Raw genomic sequence first — 20,837 nt, 5'->3', positions numbered from 1 at the left:
GTCAGGGCTTCGCGGCGCTCTGGAGCGCGGCGCGCACCGGGCGCAGCTCCGCGGGCGGCTCGCCGGTGTCGATCCACTCGGCGAGGCGGTCGCGGTCGACGATGAGGACCCCGAGCTGGGCGGCGACGGCCTCGTTGCGGGCGGCGTGGTGGAGCCAGTGCAGGTTGGCGTTGGTGATGAGCACCCCGGCGTCGCAGTCCCAGCGGGCCTTGATCTCCCCGCCGAGGATCTGGACGTGGCGGGTGCCGTTCTGGCGCTTCATGGCGTGGTCGTCCTTCTTGGCGCGCACGATGATGCGCTTGCCGTTGTTGAAGGTGACCACGAAGTTGCAGCCGAGGTCGTTCTGGCGGTGCCCGAACTTCTTGACGCGCTTGGCGTCGAGCCGGATCAGGAGCTGGGCGACGGTGGCGTCGAAGGTGGGGATGTTCATCTTGTTGACGCTGCGCATGAGCTCTTGGCGCTCGGCGGTCAGGGCACGGTCCTGATGCTCGTGGCCGCGGCTGCGGAGGAGTACCCAGGCCGCTAGCGCCGTGCCCCCCAACAGGATCGCTATTGACGCAAACCATGCCCAGTGTTCGGCGATGAACCCGAAAGCGAAGTAGGCGATGACGAGAGCGGCGAGTCCCGCTCCTGCTCTTAGGGTCACGGACATGGCGGCCTCCACTGTGTTCGGAAGGGCGTGCAGCTGCGTTATGTCGCCTGTGTTGTTACAACGAGTATCCGTTACTGTTCGCTCATATGTAAGGCCACTGTCCGGTACCCGACAACATGGCCGCGCAGTTTGCATGTGCGCGGTGTCGCCGCACGGTCACCGAGACCGGTCCTGCCGAACACGGTAGTGGATACTGGTCGGGTGTCAACATCATCAAGCGGTGTTCTGGTGCTTCTCGGTGCGCCGCTGGGAAATCCAGAGGACGCCTCACCTCGGGTGGCGTCCGAGCTGGCCCGCGCCGACGTCATAGCCGCAGAGGACACCCGGCGACTCCAGCGCCTGCTCGGCGAACTGGGTGTGACCGCGCGAGCAACGATCACGTCGTATTTCGAAGGCAACGAGGCGGGCAAGACTGATTCACTTATCGAACAATTGTATGACGGAAAGCGAGTTGCCGTCATCACCGACGGTGGCATGCCGTCGGTGTCGGATCCGGGATATCGCCTGGTCCGGGCCGCGATCGACGCAGGCATCGAGGTGACGGCGGCACCCGGTCCGAGCGCTGTGACGACCGCGCTGGCGCTGTCCGGGCTGCCGTGCGACCGGTTCTCCTTCGAGGGATTCGCGCCGCGCAAGGAGGGGGAGCGTCGACGGCTGTTCGCGGCGCTGGCCGAGGACCGGCGGACGATGGTGTTCTTCGAATCGCCCCGGCGCATCGCGGACACGTTGCGCGCCATGGCGGAAGCCTTCGGCGAGGACCGTGCCGCGGCGCTGTGCCGGGAGCTGACGAAGACGTATGAGGATGTCCGCCGCGGCGGCCTCGGCGAGCTCGCCGAAGGGGCACAGGCGGATCCGCCGCGCGGCGAGATCACGCTGGTGATCGAGGGCTGGTCGGGGCCCGACCCCGAAGACGCCACGCCGGAGGCTCTGGCGGCGGCGGTGGCCGCCCTCGAAGCGGCGGGAACGGACCGCAAGGCCGCGATGAAAGAGGTGGCGACCCGATTCGGCGTTCCCCGCCGCGAGGTCTACAACGCGCTGATCAACACGACCGGGTGATCACCCGCCCGGTCGGAGAGTCGTGATCTTACACTGTGCCACGCCCGCCGCCTCGATCCCGGCAGGAACAACCCTCTCAACCTTCATGAACAAGACAGGCTAGAGCTCGTCGTACTTGAAGGTCTTCCAGGCGAAGAGGGCTATCGCGGCGGCGAAGGCCGCCAGGAAGCCGATCTCGGGGAGCACCGTCACCGGTGAGGCGCCCCGGACCACCACCGCCTGCAGCGACTCGTTGAGGTAGCGCATCGGGGAGATCACCGACACCCACTGGAGCCACTCCGGTGAAGCCGCGAGCGGGAAGAACGCCCCGGAGATGAACGCCATCGGCATCGTCACCATATTGCTCAGGCCCGCCGCGCCCGGCCCGGTCTTCGCGATCCCGCCGATGACCACGCCGATCGCCAGGAACGCGGCCGTGCCCAGCAGCACCAGCGGCACCGCGAACCACGTCCACGCCGACAGCTCCAAGCCCATCGCCACCGCGATCGCCAGGAACAGCGCCGTCTGTACCAGCGCCACCAGAAGACTCATCGTGATCCGCGCGCCGACGAAGGTCCCGGCCGACGCCGGCGTCATCCGCAGGCGCCGCATCAGCTTGTCGCGCTTCCAGTCCACGATCGTCCCCGCCGCCCCGAACACGCCCGAGATCGCGATGCCCCATGCCAGGATGCCCGGCGCCAGGTACTGGACGGGCTGGAGCGAGTTGTTCTCGGCCGCGCTCGTCTCCAGGTCGAGCAGCGGCGCCTCCCCGGCCGCCGCCGTCAGCACCTCGACATTGGCGTCATCGACCAGCGCCTCCAGCCGGTCCAGCGCGATCGCGCCCCCCGTGGCATTGGTCTGCGAGTAGTGCACCGTGATCGACAGGCCGTCCTCGACGATCGCCGCGTCGGCGTCGCCGTCCGCGAGCGCCTCCAGCGCCTCGGCGAGACTCGCCGCCTCGTCCACCTCGAACTCGCCGGGCTCGGCAGTGTCGAGGATCGGCGCGTCGCCGACCGCGAGAACCGTCGGCACGGGCGCCTCGTTGGATCCGTAGACGCTCACCAGCAGCACCAGGAACATCCCGGGCAGCACCAGGTTGAAGAACACCTGCGAGCGGTCCCGCAGCCAGGTGAGCCCGAACGCCCTCACCAGACTGAGGAACGCGCGCGACCGAGGCGCCTGCGCCTCGGCCCGTACCGGCGTCTCCACACTCATTCCCGCCACTCCCGTCCGGTCACCTTCAAGAACACGTCTTCGAGGTTCGCCGTGCGCACCGCCAGGCCCTCCAGGGCACCTTCGGAGGCCAGCGCCGTCAGCAGCTTCCGAGGGTCGCGGGTCTCGAACACCACGGTGTCGTCGTCACCGGTCACGGTGTCCCCGGCCGCGAGTTCCTTGACGCGCTCCTCGGTGAGCTGCCCGGCCGCGACGGTCACGCGCGTCGGCGCGTCCTGGATGCGGATGAGCTCCGCGGGGGAGTCCACCGCGAGGATCTTCCCCGCGTCCATGATCGCGACGCGGTCGCACAGCGCCTCGGCCTCCTCCATGTAGTGCGTCGTCAGCACCACGGTTCGGCCCTCGTCGTTTATCGCCCGCATCAGGTCCCACAGGTTCCGCCGTGCCTGCGGGTCGAGCGAGGCGGTCGGCTCGTCGAGGAAGACCAGCTCCGGGTCGCCGACGAGCGCGCATGCGATCGACAGTCGCTGCTGCTGCCCGCCCGAGAGCTTCTGGCACCGCGTGTCCGCCTTGTCGCCCAGGCCCACCTGGTCGAGCATCTCTGCGGCGCGCGGCTTGCCGGCGTCGTAGAGCTCGGCGAACGTCTCGATCTGCTCCTTGACCGTCAGGAACTCGAAGAACGCGGACGCCTGGAGCTGCACGCCGATGCGGCGCGCCAGCCGCGGCGAATGCGGCCACGGGGAGTGCCCGAGCACGCGCACTGCGCCGCGGTCGGGCTTGCGCAGGCCCTCGACGATCTCCAGCGTCGTCGTCTTCCCCGCCCCGTTGGGGCCGAGGATGCCGAAGAACTCGCCGGGCTCGACGCGGAAGCTCACCCCGTCGACCGCGCGGATCTCCCCGATCCTGCGGCCGCGGTAGCTCTTGTAGAGGTCGGTGACCTCGATGGCGGCGTCCATAGCTCTTAAAGCTATGCCATCGACCGATGTGACGCGGTTCTCGCCTTCTCGGCGCGTCCGCGGGGACCGGAAGGCACTCCCGGCGCCCTTCACACTCTCCGTAACAGAACCGTGAGCTGAACTTCATCGTGCTGGCACAGCTGCCGCACGAACAGGCAACGCCGCTGGTCGACGGTAGTCGGCATGACAGCGACAATGCCTAAGACCGCGGCCGATGAGCCGACCGAAGCCCGCAAGGGATGGATCTCTGACTGGAGACCGGACGACGAAGCCTTCTGGCAGTCGACCGGCAAGAAGATCGCCAAGCGCAACCTGCTGTGGTCGGTCATCGCCGAACACCTGGGCTTCTCGGTCTGGGTGATGTTCTCGATCATCGCGCCCTACCTGGCGGTCGCGGGCTTCGAGTTCTCCACGAGCCAGCTGTTCTGGCTCACCGCCATACCGAACCTCGTGGGCTCGTTCCTGCGCATCCCCTACACCGCCGCCGTCGCGATCTTCGGCGGGCGCAACTGGACCATCATCTCGGCCGCCCTGCTGGTCATCCCGACCGCGCTGCTGGCCTACTGCCTCATGACCCCTGGCACCCCGTACTGGCTGTTCATCCTCGCGGGCGTCACCGCCGGGTTCGGGGGCGGCAACTTCGCCTCCTCGATGGCGAACATCTCCTACTTCTATCCCGAGCGGTACCGCGGAACGGCGCTCGGCGTCAACGCCGCGGGCGGCAACATCGGCGTCCCGGCGGTGCAGTTCGTCGGCCCGTTCGTGATCGTGCTCGGCATCTTCGGCGCCTCGCAGGGCACCAACGCCGCCGGAGACAGCATCTGGCTGCACAACGTGCCGCTGCTGTGGCTGGTCCTGGGAGTCTTCGCCGCGTTCATGGCCTGGCGCTACATGGACAACCTGTCCGTCTCGCGCACCCCGATCAAGCAGCAGCTGCCCGCGCTGACGCGCAAGCACACCTGGATCATGAGCGTCCTGTACATCGGCACGTTCGGGTCGTTCATCGGTTACTCCTTCGCGTTCCCGCTGGTCATCAAGATCGAGTTCCCCGAGTTCCAGTCGCTGTGGCTGGCCGCGCTCGGGCCCCTGGTCGGATCGCTGTCGCGTCCGGTCGGCGGATGGCTCTCCGACAAGTGGGCCGGCGCCCCGATCACGAGCCTGTCGTTCATCCTCATGGGCGCCGGCGTCCTCGGCGCCATCGGCGGCATCAACGCCGGCTCGTTCGCGCTGTTCTTCGTCTCCTTCATGGTGCTGTTCCTGATGAGCGGTGTCGCGAACGGCTCGACGTACCGGTCGATCCCGGCGATCTTCCAGGCCGAGGCCACGGCCACCGCCGGACGCGAGACCACCGCCGCCGAGGTCGTGCAGGCCAAGAAGCTCACCGCTGCGGCGCTCGGCTGGATCTCCGCGATCGGCGCCTTCGGCGGCTTCCTCATCAACCAGGGCTTCCGGATCTCGAACGAGCAGACCGGGTCGGTCGTGGTCGCCATGTACGGCTTCCTCGCCTTCTACGCGCTGTTCCTGCTCATGAACTGGTGGTTCTACCAGCGCAAGGTCTTGGTCGAGCAGTCCCCGAGCCTCGCTTACGCGAAGGTCTAGCCCCCGAATCCGATCCGCGCGACAGGTGGCCCGCAATCGTCAGTCAAGGACATTGCGGGCCACTTAGCATTCCGGAAACATTCGGCTCGTGACGTTGTAACCGCCTCTGGGCAGACTCGCCCCATGAGCGTTCGCACCAGCCTCCCCGTCGTCCGAACCGCCGACACCCACTGCCCGTACTGCGCCCTGCAATGCGGGATGCGGCTTGAGCAGGACGAGGCGGGCGCCGTCACGGCCGCGCCGAGGGGCGGGGGCATGTGCAAGAAGGGCTGGACCGCGCCCGAGCTGCTCGACCACCCCGGACGCATCACCACCCCGCTGCTGCACGGGAAGCCGGTCTCGTGGGAGGCCGCGCTCGACCACGTCGCCGAGAAGGTCCGCGCGGTCCAGGCCGAGCACGGCAAGGACGCGGTAGGCGTCTTCGGCGGCGGCGGGCTCACCAACGAGAAGGTCTACCAGCTCGGCAAGTGGACCCGGCTCGCCTTGGGCAGCAAGCACATCGACTACAACGGCAGGTTCTGCATGTCGTCGGCGGCCGGGGCGCTCAACCGGTCCTTCGGCGTCGACCGCGGCCTGCCGTTCCCCACCGAGGACCTCAAGGAAGCGGACGTGGTGCTCCTGGTCGGCGCGAACCCGGCCGAGACCATGCCCCCCTTCATGCGGCACCTGACCAACAGCGAGCTCATCGTCGTCGACCCGCGCCGCACCGCCACCGCCGAGAGCGCGCAGCTCCACCTACAGCCCCAGCCGGGCACGGACCTCGCGCTCGCCAACGGCCTGCTGCACATCGCGATCGAGCAGGGCTACATCGACCACGACTACATCGGCGCCAACACCACCGGCTTCGACGAGGTCCGCCAGACCGCCGCGGGCTACTGGCCGGCGTTCGTCGAGCGCATCACCGGCGTGTCCGTCCCCGACCTGTACGCCACCGCCAGGCTCCTCACCCGCGGGAAGGTCGCGATCCTGACCGCGCGCGGCTCCGAGCAGCATGCCAAGGGCGTCGACACCGTCACCGCGTGGATCAACCTCGCTTTGGCGCTCGGCCTGCCCGGGAAACCGTCCTCGGGATACGGCTGCATCACCGGGCAGGGCAACGGGCAGGGCGGTCGCGAGCACGGCCAGAAGTCCGACCAGCTGCCCGGCTACCGCATGATCACCGACCCGGCGGCGCGCGAGCATGTCGCGGCAGTCTGGGGCGTCGACCCCGAGATCATCCCCGGGCCGGGAGTCTCGGCCGTGGAGCTGCTGCGCAAGTGCGGTGACGAGGTCAAGATGCTGTTCGTGCTCGGATCGAACCCGGTCGTCTCGGCACCCCGCGCTGCTCGCGTGTCGGATCGCTTGCGCGCCTTGGAGTCGCTGGTGTCGTTCGACTTCGTCAAGTCCGAGACCGCCGAGCTGGCCGAGGTGGTCCTGCCGGTCACTCAGTGGGCCGAGGAGGACGGCACGATGACGAACCTGGAGGGCCGGATCATCCGCCGCCGGGCGCTGAGGCCCGCTCCCGAAGGCGTCTACAGCGACCTGTGGGTGATGGCCGAGCTGGCGAAGCGGCTCGACGCCCCCGGCACGTACTCCACCGACCCCGAGGCGATCTTCGAGGAGCTCGGGCGGGCCTCGGCCGGTGGCAAGGCCGACTACTCGGGCGTCACGTACGACCGTCTGGAGGAGCGGACCTTCCAGTGGCCCGTGCCCGCGCCCGACCACGAGGGCACGCCCCGGATGTTCGCCGACTTCAAGTTCAACACCCCCGACGGGAAGGCCAGGTTCGTCGCCGTCGACTACCGGCACCCGGCCGAGCGGCGCGACGACGTCTACCCGCTGTACCTGACGACCGGGCGCGTCCTCACCCAGTACCAGTCGGGCGCGCAGACCCGCCTGATCGACTCGCTCGACGGAGAGCAGTTCCTCCAGATCCACCCCGACGCGGCCGTGCGCTACGGCATCAACGAGGGCGACTGGGTGCGCGTGACCTCGCGGCGCGGCTCCTACACCGCTCCGGCGCGGCTGACGAACGACATCAGGCCGGACACGGTGTTCTCCCCGTTCCACTTCCCTGGCGCGGCGAACGCGAACGCCGCCGTCTCGGACGTGCTCGACCCGATCTCGCGGATGCCCGAGTTCAAGGTCTGCGCGGTGAAGATCGGCCCGGCCGCCAAGCCCTGACGCTGGTCGACGACCCCGTCGGGGTGCAACGTCGGCCGTGATGGTGCGGCCTACGGACCTCTGGGAACGTCGGTCGGTTCGCCGCGGGTGACCGCCTCTGGTTTGCGGAGGCGCTGGGGGAGCAGGAATTCCACTTGCTCCTCGGCGACGCTGCGCTCCACGACCTCGATCGGGCCAAGGCTCGCTATCACCGACACCACCTCGTCTACCAGGGGAGGCGGGGCCGAGGCTCCGGCGGTGACCGCCACGGTGCCGGCGGACGCCAGCCAGCGCGGGTCGATCTCGTGCGCACCGTCGATCAAGCGCGCCTCGGTGCCCGACTCGCACGCCAGCTCCACGAGCCGGTTCGAGTTCGAGGAGTTCACCGAGCCGACCACGAGCACCAGGTCCGCCTCGTCCACCACTGCCGCCAGAGCGGCCTGGCGGTTCGTGGTGGCGTAGCAGACGTCGTCGGTCTTCGGGGCCTTGATCTTCGGGAAGCGCCGCCGCAGCGCGGCCGCGATCCGCTCGACCTCGGCAACGGCCAACGTCGTCTGCGCCAGGTAGGTGAGCCGGTCGGGGTCGGGGACGACCAGGCGTTCGGCGTCCTCGACCCCCTCCACCAGCACCGTCAGCTCCGGGGCGACGCCCATGGTGCCGACGACCTCCTCGTGCCCGGCGTGTCCGATGAGGACTACGGTGTCCCCGGCGTCGGCCGCCCTCCCCGCTTCGGCGTGGACCTTCGACACCAGTGGGCACGTCGCGTCGACCGCGTCCAGTCCCCGCCTAGCGGCCTCGGACTCCACCGCCGGGGCCACGCCGTGTGCCGAGAACACGACCGGGGCGTCCTTGGGGACCTCGTCGAGGTCGGACACGAAGACCACGCCCCGGGACTCCAACCCGCCCACGACGTGGGCGTTGTGGACGATCTGGTTGCGCACGTAGACCGGCGGGCCGTGCCGCTCCAACAGGCGCTCCACGATGTCGATGGCCCGCTCCACGCCCGCGCAGAACGACCGCGGGGACGGCAGCAGGACTCGCCGGGGCCGGCTCACCGCGTCCTCCCCACCGTGCTCGCTGCGACGCCGTCGAGCTCCTCGACGACCTCGGGCCGCAGGCCGGCGGTCGCGAGGGCCGCAGAGGCCGCCGCGGCGAGCCTCGCGGCGGCGGACTCGCTGGCGCTCCTGCCGCCGCAGGCCTCGACCAGTTCGGCGGCGCGCCGCAGCTGCGATTCGTCGAGCGGGGCCGTGCCGCGGTAGAGCCGCGCCAGTTCGGCGGCCTCGGGACCGACCGAGCCGAGCGCCGCCGTCACCGGCAGCGATCTCTTGCGGTTGCGCAGGTCCGAGTACACCGACTTCCCGGTGACCTCCGGGTCGCCCCAGATGCCGAGCAGGTCGTCGACGTGCTGGAACGCCAGGCCCAGCCGTAGACCGAAGTCACGCAGCGCCCGCACCTGCGTCTCGCTCCCGCCTCCGTACAGTGCGCCGAGCGAGGTCGCGCAGCCCATGAGTGAGGCGGTCTTCGCCTCCGACATCGCGATGCACTCGGCCAGGCCGACGTGCTCGCGCCGCTCGAAGACCGTGTCGGCCAGCTGGCCCTCGACCAGGGTCCGCACGGTCGCGGCGAGCTGCCCGGCCCCGACCGCGGCACGGTCGTCGCCGGGGTCGGACAGGACCTCGAAGGCCAAGGCGTGCATGGCGTCACCGATGAGGATCGCCTCGGTGGTGCCGAAGACCTTCCACACGGTCGGGCGGTGCCGGCGCATGGCGTCGCGGTCGATGATGTCGTCGTGGACGAGCGAGAAGTTGTGGACCAGCTCCACGGCCACCGCCGCGGGGACGGCGGCCCGCCAGTCGCCGCCCGCGGCCTTGGCGGCCAGGAGCGTCAGCAGCGGGCGCAGGGCCTTGCCGGAACCGCGGCCGGTCTCGGCTCCGGCGGCGTCGGTCCAGCCGAAGTGGTAGGCGGCACCGCGGGATGCCGCCGCGGGAAGCCGGTCGACGGCGGACCGCAGCCCTGCGTCGATGGCCTCGCGCTCGGCGGCGTAGCGGTCGGTCAGAACGGTCATGGGGCCTCCAGGTCTGCGAGTCGGGATCGGGGTCGGCCGGGCGGACACGGGACTCCCCGTGGCCGCCCGGCTCTCTAGCGGCCGAGCTCGACGTTCTCGAGGATGCCGAGCGCGTCCGGAACGAGGACCGCCGCCGAGAAGTAGGTGCTGACCAGGTAGGACATGACGGCTTTCTCGTCGATGCCCATGAACCGGACCGACAGGCCCGGTTCGTACTCGTCCGGCAGCCCGGTCTGGTGCAGCCCGACCACGCCCTGCTCTTCCTCGCCGGTGCGCATGCACAGGATCGAGGTGGTGCGGTTGCGGGAGATCGGGATCTTGTTGCACGGCAGGACCGGCACGCCCCGCCACGCCGGGATGTGGTGGCCGTGGAACTCCACGGTGGACGGGTAGATGCCCCGCTTGGTGCATTCCCGGCCGATCGCGGCGATCGCCTTCGGGTGCGCCAGCAGGTACTCCGGCTTGCGGCGGCGGCTGAGCAACTCGTCGAGATCGTCCGGCGTGGGCGGCCCGGTGCGGGTCGGGATGCGCTGGTCCAGCGTGGCGTTGTGGAGCAGCCCGAACTCGCGGCTGTTCATCATCTGGTCCTCCTGCTGCTCGCGCAGGGCCTCGACGGTGAGCCGGAGCTGCTGCTCCATCTGGTTCATCGGCTTGTTGTAGAGGTCGGCGACGCGGGTGTGGACGCGCAGCACGGTCTGCGCCACCGACAGCTCGTACTCGCGCGGCGAGACGTCGTAGTCGACGAACGTCCGCGGCAGGTCGGGCTCGCCGCAGTGCCCGGCGGCGATGTCGATGGCGGCCTCGCCGTACTTGTTGGCTCTGGCCGCCAGCCCCTCCTTGTAGCGTTCGAGGTGCTCGGCCAGCGCCGGGACCCGCTGCGTCAGTTCGGCGATCGCCGCCGCCGGGAGCGTCAGGACCGTGGTCGGGACGGCGGCGACGGCGGCGTGGTCCCATTCGGGCTCGTGCTCGATGAGCGCCCGCTCGCCGAGGTGGTCGCCGTCGATGAGGACGCCCATGGAGGCCTGGTCGCCGTACGGTCCGGAGGCCACCTCCTCGACCCGCCCGTGGGCGATGAGGTGGAGACCGTCGACCGGCTGGCCGTCCCGGGCGAGGTGCTCGCCCGCCTGGAGCTCGCGCTGCTCGAAGCGGCCGGCCAGCTCTTCGAGCGCGGCCTCGTCGTCGAAGCCGCGCAGCTGCGCGATCTCCCCGAGCTCGGTCGGAATGACCCGGACCGCGGCGCCCTCGTTGGTGAACTCGACGCGTCCGTCGCCCACGGTGTGGGTGAGTCTCCGGTTGACCCGGTAGGTGCCGCCCGAAGTCTGGACCCACGGCAGAATCCGCAGCAGCCACCGGGAGGTGATCTCCTGCATCTGGGGGGCGGACTTGGTGGTCGATGCGAGGTTGCGGGCCGCGGTCGTGCTGAGGCTGGTCTGTTCGGAGTGGCCGTTGTCGGTTTGCGGCTGGGGAGTCGTGCTGGCGATTACCGAATCGGACATTGAAAGGATTCCTCACGCTAGGGTGTATAGAGCTCTGGAGTCGCTATAAGTGATTATCAGGATTTTTCTCGGCGTATCAACCCCAAAGGTTCATTAATCCGTATAATGCGCATCGATCTCGTCGTAACGGTCCAATGCGGTCTCGTAGGTCTCAGGCGGCACGGCCCCGCCTCGGCTGAACGGATATTCCGGCTGGTAGGTCGCGAACAGCAGGAGAGCGACCATCCCCGATATGAGCGCGACGAGTACGAACTGGAAGCGCCGCGTCGGAGTGCCGAGCGTCAGCGACACGATGAGCACCGGCAGCGCCCCCGGCAGCAGCACGATCCACATCGAACCGGTGAGGCCGCGCTGCGCCTGGAAGAGCCGTTCGGCGACACCGGTCGATCCCGGTCCGATGCCTGCGGGGCTCGCGGTCGACGACCCGGAGCGGGCGGCCGAGGACGACCCGTCGGACTCCGAGGTCACCAGGCGCCGGATGATCGCCGTCCTGTTCGCCTTCGCCGTCACCACCGGAGCAGGAGCGGCGGTCGGACGCCGGACGCGTGATCGGGCGGACGTCTGAGCTCCTCCTCGTGGTAGCGGGTGCTCTCCTTGTGCCAGTTGTGGATGGCCGCGACCCAGTAGCGCAGGTCGTCGACGTAGGCGTCGAGGGCCTCGCGGGCCGACGCGTCCAGCCCCGCCTCCTGGGCCACCACCGGCATCTCGGTCGCCGCGATCAGCTCGAACTGCTTGAGCCGCGCCGCGATGAGGTCGCACACGACGGCGAGGGCCTCGTCCTTGGAGCATCCGAGGAACTCCTCTGCGACCGCGACGCCGTTGACGAACTCGCCCTCGAACTCGATCTCCTTCTGGTAGGAGAAGACGTCGTTGATGAGGCAGGCGGCGTCTACCACGCTGTTCTCCAGCTCGCGGACCGGCCTGGAGGCGTAGACCTCGTCGGGCACGAGTCGCCCGGTGGTGAGCCGAGCCAGGCTCATCGTCATGTCCGAGCCGAACGTGGCCCGGCGCATCTCGACATAGTCGACCGGGTCGGGAACCCGGTTCTGCGCGGCGGAGTGCAGCTCCCACAGCCAGCCTTCGAGCATCGCCTCCACGGCCGCCTTGAACTCGGCGCGGCCCGTCTCGCCCAGCCCGGAGGCCGTGCGTCGCCACAGGTCGGTCAGGCCCGCTTCGAGCGGGCCGACCGGCTCGGGGACCGGGCCGAGATCGATCGGCATGCACTGCGAGAGCCGGCGGTTCTGCGCCACGGCCGCCGCCAGGTCCCTCCCGCGGCCGAACACTCTCGGGTAGTAGTCGTCGCCGTAGGTGCCCCAGGCCAGCCAGTCGGCGGAGGCGTCGAGCTCCTCGGGCGTGGCGTCGGGGTCGATGCCGGCCGCGCACAGGGCGAGGTCCATGCCCTCGAATCCCCTGCGGTCCCACAGTCCCGAGCCCGGACGCAGCGGGTCCGGCGCGAGCATTCCGATCTGCGAGGCCCACTCGGTGTTGTGCCGCCGGGTCCGCTCCAGGTGCGGGCTGAGCCGCAGCGCGAACGGCTGGTAGATCTCGGGCAGCCGGGTCGGCCCGACCGTCCTGAACGGAGTGCGGGCGTGCTGCCTCGGCCCCGAGGCCGCGACGCGGGCGGCGGAGGTTCCCAGGCCGTTAGGACCGCCGAGCACCCGGTCGGCGGCGTCGTTCATGTAACGGCTGGAGCGCATGTGCCATTCGTGGCCGCCGGCCTGCCAGTCCTGGAGCCCCTTGGCGTACAAGGCGACCGCGGTCTGCTCGGGTGCCGTGACGCCGCGATCGGCGCACAGCGGCGGCACCTCGGTGAGCGCGGTGTTCTCGAACTGGTGGAGCCGCGAGGTCAGGATGTCGCCCACCAGGTCCGCCGCCCGCTGGGTGTCGCAGCCCAGGAAGCGCTCGAAGACGAGCACCGCGTTGGCGTTCTCGCCCTCGGTGGTGACCTCCCGCTCGTAGGACAACAGGTCGTTTCGCAGGTGGACGGCGTCGGCGAAGGTGTCGCGCAGGACCCGCAGGGGCCGTTCGGCGGCGATCGCGTCGGGCACCTCGGCGCCGACGGCGTACTCGACGAGGTTCGCCGACCACGGCGCTCCGCCGACCTTGCGGCGCACCTCGATGTACTCGATCGGGTTGGCCACCCGGTCGGTGGAGATGTTCGCCAGCTCCCACAGCGGCTCCATCAGGAGGTTCACGGTGCTGACCGTGAAGCGGGCCCGCCATTCTGGTGACATGTCGGGGGCGGTGCGCCGCCACAGGTCGTCCAGCCCGAGCTCGACCGGATTGGTCGGCTCGGGGACCGGCCCGAGGTCGAGCGGCATGAACAGCGGGATCCGGTCGAGGTAGGCCTTGGCCCCGGCCGTGTCGCGGGTGCGCTTGAACGCCTCCAGGAAGTGGTCGTCGAAGAAGAACACCCACACGTACCAGTCGGTGATGAGCTCCAGCGCGTCCCCACCGCAGTCGGGGTGGGTGTAGGCGCACAGCAGCCCGTAGTCGTGGCGCTCCAGCTCGGCCTCGTCCCAGATGACCCCGCCTCCCGCGGCGGGGGCGTCGAGCATGCCCATCTTCTTCGCCCAGACCCGGGCGTGCGTGCGGGCGCGTTCGAGATGCGGATTGAGTCGGGCGGGATACGGAAGATAGAACACAGGCAGTGCGAAAGGCTTTCCACCAGACATAACGCTCCATCGTGATCGAACCGTGTGATTACGACTCATGTCACTGTAGGTGGCGGAACTCCAAGATCACCACCCCCGATACGAGTGACAGGCGAAAGCGTCTAGAAGCCCACCTGTCCGGGCGCTGACGGGCCGGAGTGAGGACTACTTAGCACGCGCGAAACAAAGGTCGCTCGGGTGTGTAACAGCCCCGGGCGAACCTATAGGTCGGTCGAGGTCAGACAGCGCTGTCGCCGCGACAGCGCGGGAATTCGAAACACCGCGCCGCCACATAGTCCCGACACTGGGGGAGGTCCAGCGCGTGAAGGTCGCCATCGTCGGCTACGGAATGGCCGGGGCCCGCATCGCCAGGGAACTCGGACGACGCGGCATCGACGTCACCGTGTTCGGCGCCGAGTCCAACGCCGCCTACAACCGGATCCTGCTCTCCAGCATGATCGCCGGAAAGCAGTCCGAACACGAGATCGCCCTGCCCACCCCGCCCGAGCACGTCGAACTGCGCCTCGGCGAGAGCGTCGAAAGCGTCGACCTGGACGGCAAGACCGTCAACGGCGTCGCCTTCGACAAGCTCGTCCTCGCCACCGGCGCGGAGGCCTTCGTGCCACCCGTACCCGGGCTCGACCCGCTCCCCACCGGCGCCTACGTCCTGCGCACCATCGAAGACGCCCGCCGCATCGTCACCGAGGCCGCCAACCGCGCCAGCGCGATCGTCCTCGGCGGCGGCCTGCTCGGCCTCGAAGCCGCCCGCGGCCTCGCCGGGCGCGGCATGGACGTCACCGTCGTCCACGCCGGCGGCCATCTCATGGACCGCCAGCTCGATCCGTCCGGAGCGCAGGTCCTGGCCGACACCTACACCGAACTCGGCGTGCAGTCGGTCATCGACGCGCAGACCACGCGGGTCATCCACGGCGACGACGGCCTGACGCTCGTCCTCGCCGACGGGCGCACCGTCACCGGGCAGCTCATGGTCGTCTCCTGCGGCATCCGCCCGAACACCGATCTGGCCGAGTCCATGGCGCTCAAGGTGGGCCGCGGCGTGGTCATCGACGACCGGTGCCGCACCTCCCACGACGACGTGTTCGCCGTGGGCGACTGCGCCGAGCACCGCGGCGTCCCCTACGGACTCGTGGGCCCGGCCTGGGAGCAGGCCGACGTGGTCGCCGACCTGCTGTCCGGAGTGAACGAGGACGCGGCCTACACCGGCTCGCGCCTGGTCACCCGACTCAAGGCCACCGGCATCGACCTGGCCGCGATGGGAGAGGTCGACGGCGACGAGGTCGTCTCCTTCGCCGACCCCACCCGCGGCACCTACGCCCGGCTCGTCATCGACGAGGACGGCCGTCTGGCCGGAGCGGTCATGCTCGGCGACAACCCGATGGTCGGACAGGTGGTGCAACTGTTCGACACCGGAGACCCGGTCCCGCACGACCGTCGGATGCTCCTGATGGGGCGGCCCGGCGAATCGGTCTCGGTGGAACCGGAGACGCCCGCGTCCATGGCCGACGAGGTCGTGGTGTGCCGCTGCAACAACGTCACGAAAAAGGAACTCACCGCCGCGTTCCGAACCGGGGCGCGGACCCCAGAAGCGCTGTCCGAGGCCACCCAGGCCTCGACCGGCTGCGGCACCTGTGTCGAAGACGTCGGCCGGGTGTGCAAGTGGCTCAACGACACCGTCGCCGGTATCGGTGAGGCCGCAGCGATCTTGAATGAGGTATCAGCATGAGCAACAAGCGATTGGTAGTGGTCGGCGACGGCATGGTCGGCCGCCGCTTCCTGGAGGCGATCGTCGAGCGCGACCCGTCATGGCAGGTGACGGTCCTCGCCGAGGAGCCGCGCCCCGCCTACGACCGGGTCCGACTGTCGGCCTTCTTCGACGGGGTGAGCGCCGATGAGCTCTCCCTCGCCTCGGAGCTGCCCGGCGTGGACGTCCGCCTGGGAGAGCCCGCGCTCGCTGTGGACCTCGAAGCCCGCACGGTCACCACCGGGCAGGGCGCCTACGAATACGACAAGCTCGTGCTCGCGACCGGCTCGGTCCCGTTCGTGCCGCCGGTCGAAGGCGCCGGTCTCGACGGCGTGTTCGTCTACCGCACCCTCGAAGACCTGGAGTCGATCAAGGAGCGCGCCGCGGGCCGCAGTCACGGCGTCGTCATCGGCGGCGGACTGCTCGGCCTCGAAGCCGCCAACGCCCTGCGCCTGCTGGGCCTCGAGACCCAGATTGTGGAATTCGCCCCCTGGCTCATGGCCCGCCAGCTCGACGAGGCCGGCGGCGGCGTCCTCAAGCAGCACATCGAAAAGCTCGACATCGACGTCGCCTGCTCCACCGGCGCCACGAAGATCCTCGAAGCGGACGGTCGCCTGCTCATGGAGACCAACCAGGACGGTGTCGCCTTCGAGACGGACCTCATCATCTTCGCCGCCGGGGTGCGGCCGGCCGACGCGCTGGCCCGCGAGGCGGGCCTGGAGGTCGGGGAGCGCGGCGGCGTCATCGTCGACACCGCCTGCCAGACCTCCCACCCGGACGTGTTCGCGATCGGCGAGGTCGCGGCGATGGAGGGGATCTGCTACGGCCTGGTCGCCCCCGGCTACTCGATGGCCGAGATCGTCGCGGACCGGCTCGCGGGAGGCGAGGCGACCTTCCCGGGCGCGGACCTGTCCACGAAGCTCAAGCTCCTCGGCGTCGACGTCGCCCAGTTCGGCGCGATGGACGGCCCGCTCGCCACGACCTACCTCGACCCCGTCGAGGGCGTGTACGCCAAGCTCGTCCTCTCCGACGACGCGCAGACGCTGCTGGGCGGCATGCTCGTCGGCAACGCCGAGCCGTACCCGCTGCTGCGCGCCAGCGTCGGCTCGAAGGTCCCCGCCCAGCTCGCCGACCTGCTCTCCTCCGGTGAGGTCGAGGGGGCGCTGCCCGACGGCGCCCAGGTGTGCTCGTGCAACGCGGTCACCAAGGGCGAGATCATGGGAGCCATCCACGACGGCTGTCACGACGTCGGCGAGATCAAGGGCTGCACCAAGGCCGGCACCAGCTGCGGCTCGTGCGTCCCGATGCTCAAGCAGCTGCTCGCCGAGGGCGGAGTCGAGGTTTCCAAGTCGATCTGCGAGCACTTCTCGCAGTCGCGGGCCGAGCTGTTCGACATCGTCAAGGTCACCGGCATCACCACGTTCTCCGAGCTCATCGGCCGCTACGGCTCGGGACTCGGCTGCGACCTGTGCAAGCCCGCGGTGGCCTCGATCCTGGCGAGCCTGTCCAACGGACACATCCTCGACGGCGAGCAGGCCACCCTCCAGGACACCAACGACCACTTCCTGGCCAACATGCAGCGCAACGGCACCTACTCGGTCGTCCCGCGCATCCCCGGCGGCGAGATCACCCCGGACAAGCTCATCGTCATCGGCGAGGTCGCCCGCGACTTCGGGCTGTACACCAAGATCACCGGTGGTCAGCGCATCGACATGTTCGGAGCGCGCGTCGAGGACCTGCCGAAGATCTGGCGACGCCTGGTCGATGCCGGCTTCGAGTCGGGCCACGCCTACGGCAAGGCCCTGCGAACGGTGAAGTCCTGCGTGGGCACCGACTGGTGCCGCTACGGGGTCCAGGACTCGGTGAAGATGGCGATCGACCTGGAGCTGCGGTACCGGGGCCTCAGGAGCCCGCACAAGCTCAAGTCGGCCGTCTCGGGCTGCGCGCGCGAATGCGCCGAGGCCCGCGGCAAGGACTTCGGCGTCATCGCCACCGAGGACGGCTGGAACCTCTACGTCGGCGGCAACGGCGGCTTCACGCCTCGCCACGCCGACCTGCTGGTCTCCGACGTGGACTCGGAGACGCTGGTGCGGACCATCGACCGGTTCCTGATGTTCTACATCTCCACGGCCGACCGGCTCCAGCGCACCTCGAAGTGGGTCGAGGCCCTCGACGGCGGCATCGACTACCTCCGCGAGGTCATCGTCGACGACAAGCTGGGGATCTGCGCCGAGCTCGATGCGCTCATGACCAAGCACGTCGAGAACTACGCCGACGAGTGGAAGGGCGTCCTGGACGACCCCGAGAAGCTCCAGCGGTTCGTCTCCTTCGTCAACGCACCGGAGACCCCGGACCCGTCCATCGAGTTCGAGACCGTCCGCGGGCAGCAGTTCCCCGCCGGATCGACGGAACGCTCGCACATCCAGCCGGTGCTGCTCGGCACTCCCGAAAGGAAGTAACGCCATGGAAGCCATCTGCGCATTCGACAAGCTCATCCCCGGCCGCGGCGCCGCCGCGCTGCTGAAGGACGGCACGCAGGTCGCCGTGTTCAGGCTCGCGGACGGCGGCCTGTTCGCGCTGTCCAACCGGGACCCGTTCAGCGGCGCCTGCGTGATGAGCCGCGGCATCGTCGGCGACCGGGGAGGCGAGCCCACCGTGGCCTCGCCGCTGCTCAAGCAGGTGTTCTCCCTGAAGACCGGCCGGTGCCTCGACGACGAGAGCGTCGCGCTGGAGGTCTTCGCCGTGGAAGTCGTCGACGGCGAGGTCCGCGTCGGCGCTACCGCGGACGTGAAGGCGAGCGCCTGATGGTCGGCGCCTCTGCCCCGCCACTACAGCCGGAAACGGGAGTGAAGGACGTGTTGGCACCACTCACCGGATACACCGTCGCAGTGACCGCGCAGCGCAGGGCCGAGGAACTCTCGACGCTGCTGGAACGCAGGGGCGCGCGCACCATCGTCGCGCCCACCCTGCGGATCGTGCCGCTGCCCGACGACGAGGCGCTGCGCGCCGCCACCGTGGAGCTCATTCGGGAGGCGCCCGACACGATCGTGGCGACCACCGGTATCGGCTTCCGCGGCTGGCTCGAGGCCGCCGAAGGCTGGGGCATGGGCGACGACCTGCTGCGCGTCATGGAGAGCGCGAAGATCCTGTGCCGGGGGCCGAAGGCCCTCGGCGCGGTGCGGGCGGCCGGGCTCATCGAAGAGTGGACCGCTCCGTCCGAGACCGGCACCGAAGTGGTGGAGTACCTCAAGGACCGGGGCGTGGACGGCCAGCGAGTGGCCATCCAGCTGCACGGCGACCCGGCCGAGGACTTCATCAGGACCGTCCGCGACGGCGGCGGCGCGGCCGTGCCCGTCCCGGTCTACCGGTGGACCCTCCCGACCGACATAACCCCCGTCCAGCGCCTCGTCGACGCCATCTGCGCCAGGCGGATCGACGCGGTGACGTTCACTTCCGCGCCCGCCGCGAACGCGCTGCTGCGCATCGCGGGAGATCAGGCGGCGGAGATGCTGGAAGCCCTGCGCGCACCGGCCGAGGACAACGGCGTCTTGCCGGTCGCAGTGGGGCCGGTGACGGCGGCGCCCCTGACGCGCCTGGGCGTGGACGTGGTCCAGCCGCAGCGGGCCCGCCTCGGTTCGCTGGTGCGCACGGTTGCCTCGGCGCTTCCCAAGCGTTCGCGCAGGCTCCTGCTGGCCACCGGCCACCGCATCGAGCTGCGCGGCCACATGGTCATGCTCGACGACGAGCCGTACCAGCTTCCGCCGGCCCCGATGGCCGTTATAAGAGCGCTTGCCAGTGCCAACGGGAAAGTCCTGTCCAGAGCCGAACTGCTGGGGCACCTGCCAAGAGGCGCCGACGGCCACGCCGTGGAGATGGCGGTGACCCGTCTGCGGGACGCGGTCAATCTGCGCTCGTGCGTGGAGACGGTCATCAAGCGCGGCTACCGCCTCAACCTGGAGGTCTGAACGCGGAAGCGCCGCCGGGTCCGAGACCCGACGGCGCGACGTATTCCACTAGAGGCCTTCGACCTTCAAGGGGAACTTCAAGATCGACGCCACCTCGATGTCGGATTGCTCCGGCAGCGTGAGCGTGGGCCTGGTCTTGAGCTTGTAGGCGGCTCCCTTGGGAGGGAAGCCGGGCAGCTTGGCCAGCAGTTCGGCCGGCTCCTTCGCCACCAGGGACAGCGGCTCGCCGGTTTCGGCGGGCAGCCCCAGCACTCTCGGCGACTGGACGGTGATGTTGAGCACCGGCGCGAGCGTGTGCTGGAATCGCGACGACCCTGTGGTGGTCAGCCGCAGTACCGACTGGTCCCTGCTCTTGCGGGAAGCCGGGGCGATGGCGATCGTGACGCCCCCCTGCTCGACCGGCGAGGTCAGATAGAACTCGCTGATCCTCGTGCGCACCGAGGACGGGTCGCCCTTGTTCGACTCGATCTCGAAGGTGGCCTTGCCCTGGAGCGGGCCGGTGTGGATCTTCTGGCCGACGAATGCCAGCTCGATGCCCTTCGAGGTCAGATCGACCTCGATGGTGGCTCCCGGAGCCGGGAGCTTGGGAGTGGCCTGCTCGGTCTGCTTCGCCGCGAGGGCGGCCCCCGCGACTGCGACACCGACGACCGACGCGGCGGCGACCCCCGTAGTCACGCGGCGTGCGACCTTCGCTCGTTTCTTCTTCGTGGTCATGGTCATACTCATCGGCACTTGCCTCCAATGGCCTTGGGAATCTGACGTTCCGAGGTTATTAGCGAAGAGCAGCCATGTCCTCGGATTGCTGGAAGAACATCGAAATCAAATTCCAAGTTCGACGGCGTGATAAGTTGCCGAACGGTCGTGCATTACTCCTGCCCGCGCACGAGTCGACCTCCGGCCGAGTTCGTGAGTGTTGCGATGACGCAACGTATCCCAACAAGGTGTGGGTCCCCCGGGACACAGTGAGCGGTCGAATGGCCGACATCGACGAGTTGTCGGGAATCCTTGGCGGCAATGGTGAGCATGTGCGTGCGCCTGGGGAGTCCGGCAATGGCCGTGGGGTCGTTGGCGGGAATGGTGTCGGGCAGATGGTTCTTCTGCCCCAAGGGCGGCGACGATGACGAGGTAGGAGTCGGGTGGGGCGGACCCTTCGGAGTTCGGTCCGCTTTGGGTGGTCTTCAGGCGGGCGGCGATGAGGAGCTGAGTGGAGGTCGGGGGTGCCCTGTCGGCCACGGAGGTTGGTCGTGGGGGCAGGGAGCGGGACTGTCGGGGCCGGTTCGGCGACTGTGGCGGGGCTGTGGCGGTCGCGGTGGCTGTGGCTGTGGGTTCGGGGGCTGC

Annotated in this window: 16 protein-coding genes; 7 read left to right on the top strand and 9 right to left on the bottom strand. The window is 69.4% G+C overall.

The annotated features are described in order from the left end of the window. Position 1: 1 nt before the first annotated feature. Complete coding sequence (locus L0U85_RS12690; protein ID WP_241378129.1) at positions 2-652, bottom strand: restriction endonuclease; 651 nt, start codon at positions 650-652, stop codon at positions 2-4. A 201-nt stretch (positions 653-853) separates the two neighbouring features. Between L0U85_RS12690 and rsmI the strand changes: the two genes are divergently transcribed. Beyond that, entirely contained in the window at positions 854-1,708 is an 855-nt protein-coding gene (gene rsmI, locus L0U85_RS12685; RefSeq protein WP_347177438.1) for a 16S rRNA (cytidine(1402)-2'-O)-methyltransferase, read from the top strand. A gap of 99 nt (positions 1,709-1,807) precedes the next feature. Here rsmI and L0U85_RS12680 read toward each other — a convergent pair whose 3' ends face one another. Both L0U85_RS12680 and L0U85_RS12675 read right to left on the bottom strand, forming a co-directional pair. Continuing rightward, a complete protein-coding gene (locus tag L0U85_RS12680) occupies positions 1,808-2,902 on the bottom strand; it encodes an ABC transporter permease (RefSeq protein ID WP_241378127.1) in 1,095 nt (364 codons plus the stop codon). After that, on the bottom strand, positions 2,899-3,816 hold the full coding sequence (locus L0U85_RS12675) for an ABC transporter ATP-binding protein (RefSeq protein ID WP_241378126.1): 918 nt from the start codon (positions 3,814-3,816) through the stop codon (positions 2,899-2,901). Before L0U85_RS12675 ends, L0U85_RS12680 begins: the two co-directional genes overlap by 4 nt. Positions 3,817-3,999: 183 nt before the next feature. Here L0U85_RS12675 and L0U85_RS12670 point away from each other — a divergent pair, with 183 nt between their 5' ends. Continuing rightward, positions 4,000-5,415 (top strand): MFS transporter, encoded by a 1,416-nt coding sequence (locus L0U85_RS12670; protein ID WP_241378125.1) that lies wholly within the window; start codon positions 4,000-4,002, stop codon positions 5,413-5,415. A gap of 123 nt (positions 5,416-5,538) precedes the next feature. Next, entirely contained in the window at positions 5,539-7,578 is a 2,040-nt protein-coding gene (locus L0U85_RS12665; RefSeq protein ID WP_241378124.1) for a molybdopterin oxidoreductase family protein, read from the top strand. 50 nt (positions 7,579-7,628) lie between these two features. Here the strand turns inward: L0U85_RS12665 and ispH are convergent, their stop codons facing one another. The 5 genes from ispH to L0U85_RS12640 all read right to left on the bottom strand — a co-directional run bounded on the left by ispH (position 7,629) and on the right by L0U85_RS12640 (position 13,793). Further along, on the bottom strand, positions 7,629-8,612 hold the full coding sequence (gene ispH / locus L0U85_RS12660) for a 4-hydroxy-3-methylbut-2-enyl diphosphate reductase (RefSeq protein WP_241378123.1): 984 nt from the start codon (positions 8,610-8,612) through the stop codon (positions 7,629-7,631). Further along, positions 8,609-9,622, bottom strand: a complete 1,014-nt coding sequence (locus L0U85_RS12655; protein WP_241378122.1) for a polyprenyl synthetase family protein — start codon at positions 9,620-9,622, stop codon at positions 8,609-8,611. The genes ispH and L0U85_RS12655 overlap by 4 nt, the downstream gene beginning before the upstream one ends. 74 nt (positions 9,623-9,696) lie before the next feature. Continuing rightward, positions 9,697-11,118, bottom strand: a complete 1,422-nt coding sequence (locus L0U85_RS12650; RefSeq protein WP_241378121.1) for a family 2B encapsulin nanocompartment shell protein — start codon at positions 11,116-11,118, stop codon at positions 9,697-9,699. Positions 11,119-11,211: 93 nt separating this feature from the next. Beyond that, the gene (locus L0U85_RS12645) at positions 11,212-11,631 is read right to left on the bottom strand and encodes a hypothetical protein (RefSeq protein WP_241378120.1); all 420 of its coding nucleotides are present in this window, start codon (positions 11,629-11,631) and stop codon (positions 11,212-11,214) included. Further along, positions 11,625-13,793, bottom strand: coding sequence for a germacradienol/geosmin synthase (locus tag L0U85_RS12640; protein WP_277605743.1), 2,169 nt, complete (start codon positions 13,791-13,793; stop codon positions 11,625-11,627). The genes L0U85_RS12645 and L0U85_RS12640 overlap by 7 nt, the downstream gene beginning before the upstream one ends. 301 nt (positions 13,794-14,094) lie before the next feature. Between L0U85_RS12640 and L0U85_RS12635 the strand changes: the two genes are divergently transcribed. From L0U85_RS12635 to L0U85_RS12620, 4 genes are read left to right on the top strand one after another with little or no spacing between them, the layout of a single operon-like run. Continuing rightward, a complete protein-coding gene (locus L0U85_RS12635; protein ID WP_241378118.1) occupies positions 14,095-15,516 on the top strand; it encodes an FAD-dependent oxidoreductase in 1,422 nt (473 codons plus the stop codon). Further along, on the top strand, positions 15,513-17,993 hold the full coding sequence (gene nirB / locus L0U85_RS12630) for a nitrite reductase large subunit NirB (protein ID WP_241378117.1): 2,481 nt from the start codon (positions 15,513-15,515) through the stop codon (positions 17,991-17,993). The genes L0U85_RS12635 and nirB overlap by 4 nt, the downstream gene beginning before the upstream one ends. 4 nt (positions 17,994-17,997) lie before the next feature. Beyond that, positions 17,998-18,339, top strand: coding sequence for a nitrite reductase small subunit NirD (gene nirD / locus L0U85_RS12625; RefSeq protein ID WP_241378116.1), 342 nt, complete (start codon positions 17,998-18,000; stop codon positions 18,337-18,339). Between the two features lie 50 nt (positions 18,340-18,389). Then, positions 18,390-19,499 carry a uroporphyrinogen-III synthase gene (locus L0U85_RS12620; protein ID WP_241378115.1) on the top strand — a complete coding sequence of 370 codons (1,110 nt, stop codon included), beginning with the start codon at positions 18,390-18,392 and terminating at the stop codon, positions 19,497-19,499. 48 nt (positions 19,500-19,547) lie between these two features. On the opposite strand, the gene L0U85_RS12615 is transcribed toward L0U85_RS12620, so the two are convergent. Then, the gene (locus L0U85_RS12615) at positions 19,548-20,213 is read right to left on the bottom strand and encodes a hypothetical protein (RefSeq protein ID WP_241378114.1); all 666 of its coding nucleotides are present in this window, start codon (positions 20,211-20,213) and stop codon (positions 19,548-19,550) included. Positions 20,214-20,837 lie beyond the last annotated feature (624 nt).

It is taken from the genome of Glycomyces sp. L485 (assembly GCF_022548875.1).
Taxonomy (GTDB): Bacteria; Actinomycetota; Actinomycetes; order Mycobacteriales; family Micromonosporaceae; genus Glycomyces.
The sequence above is the reverse complement of the archived record's forward strand: the minus strand, read 5'-3'. Positions and strand labels throughout refer to the sequence as shown.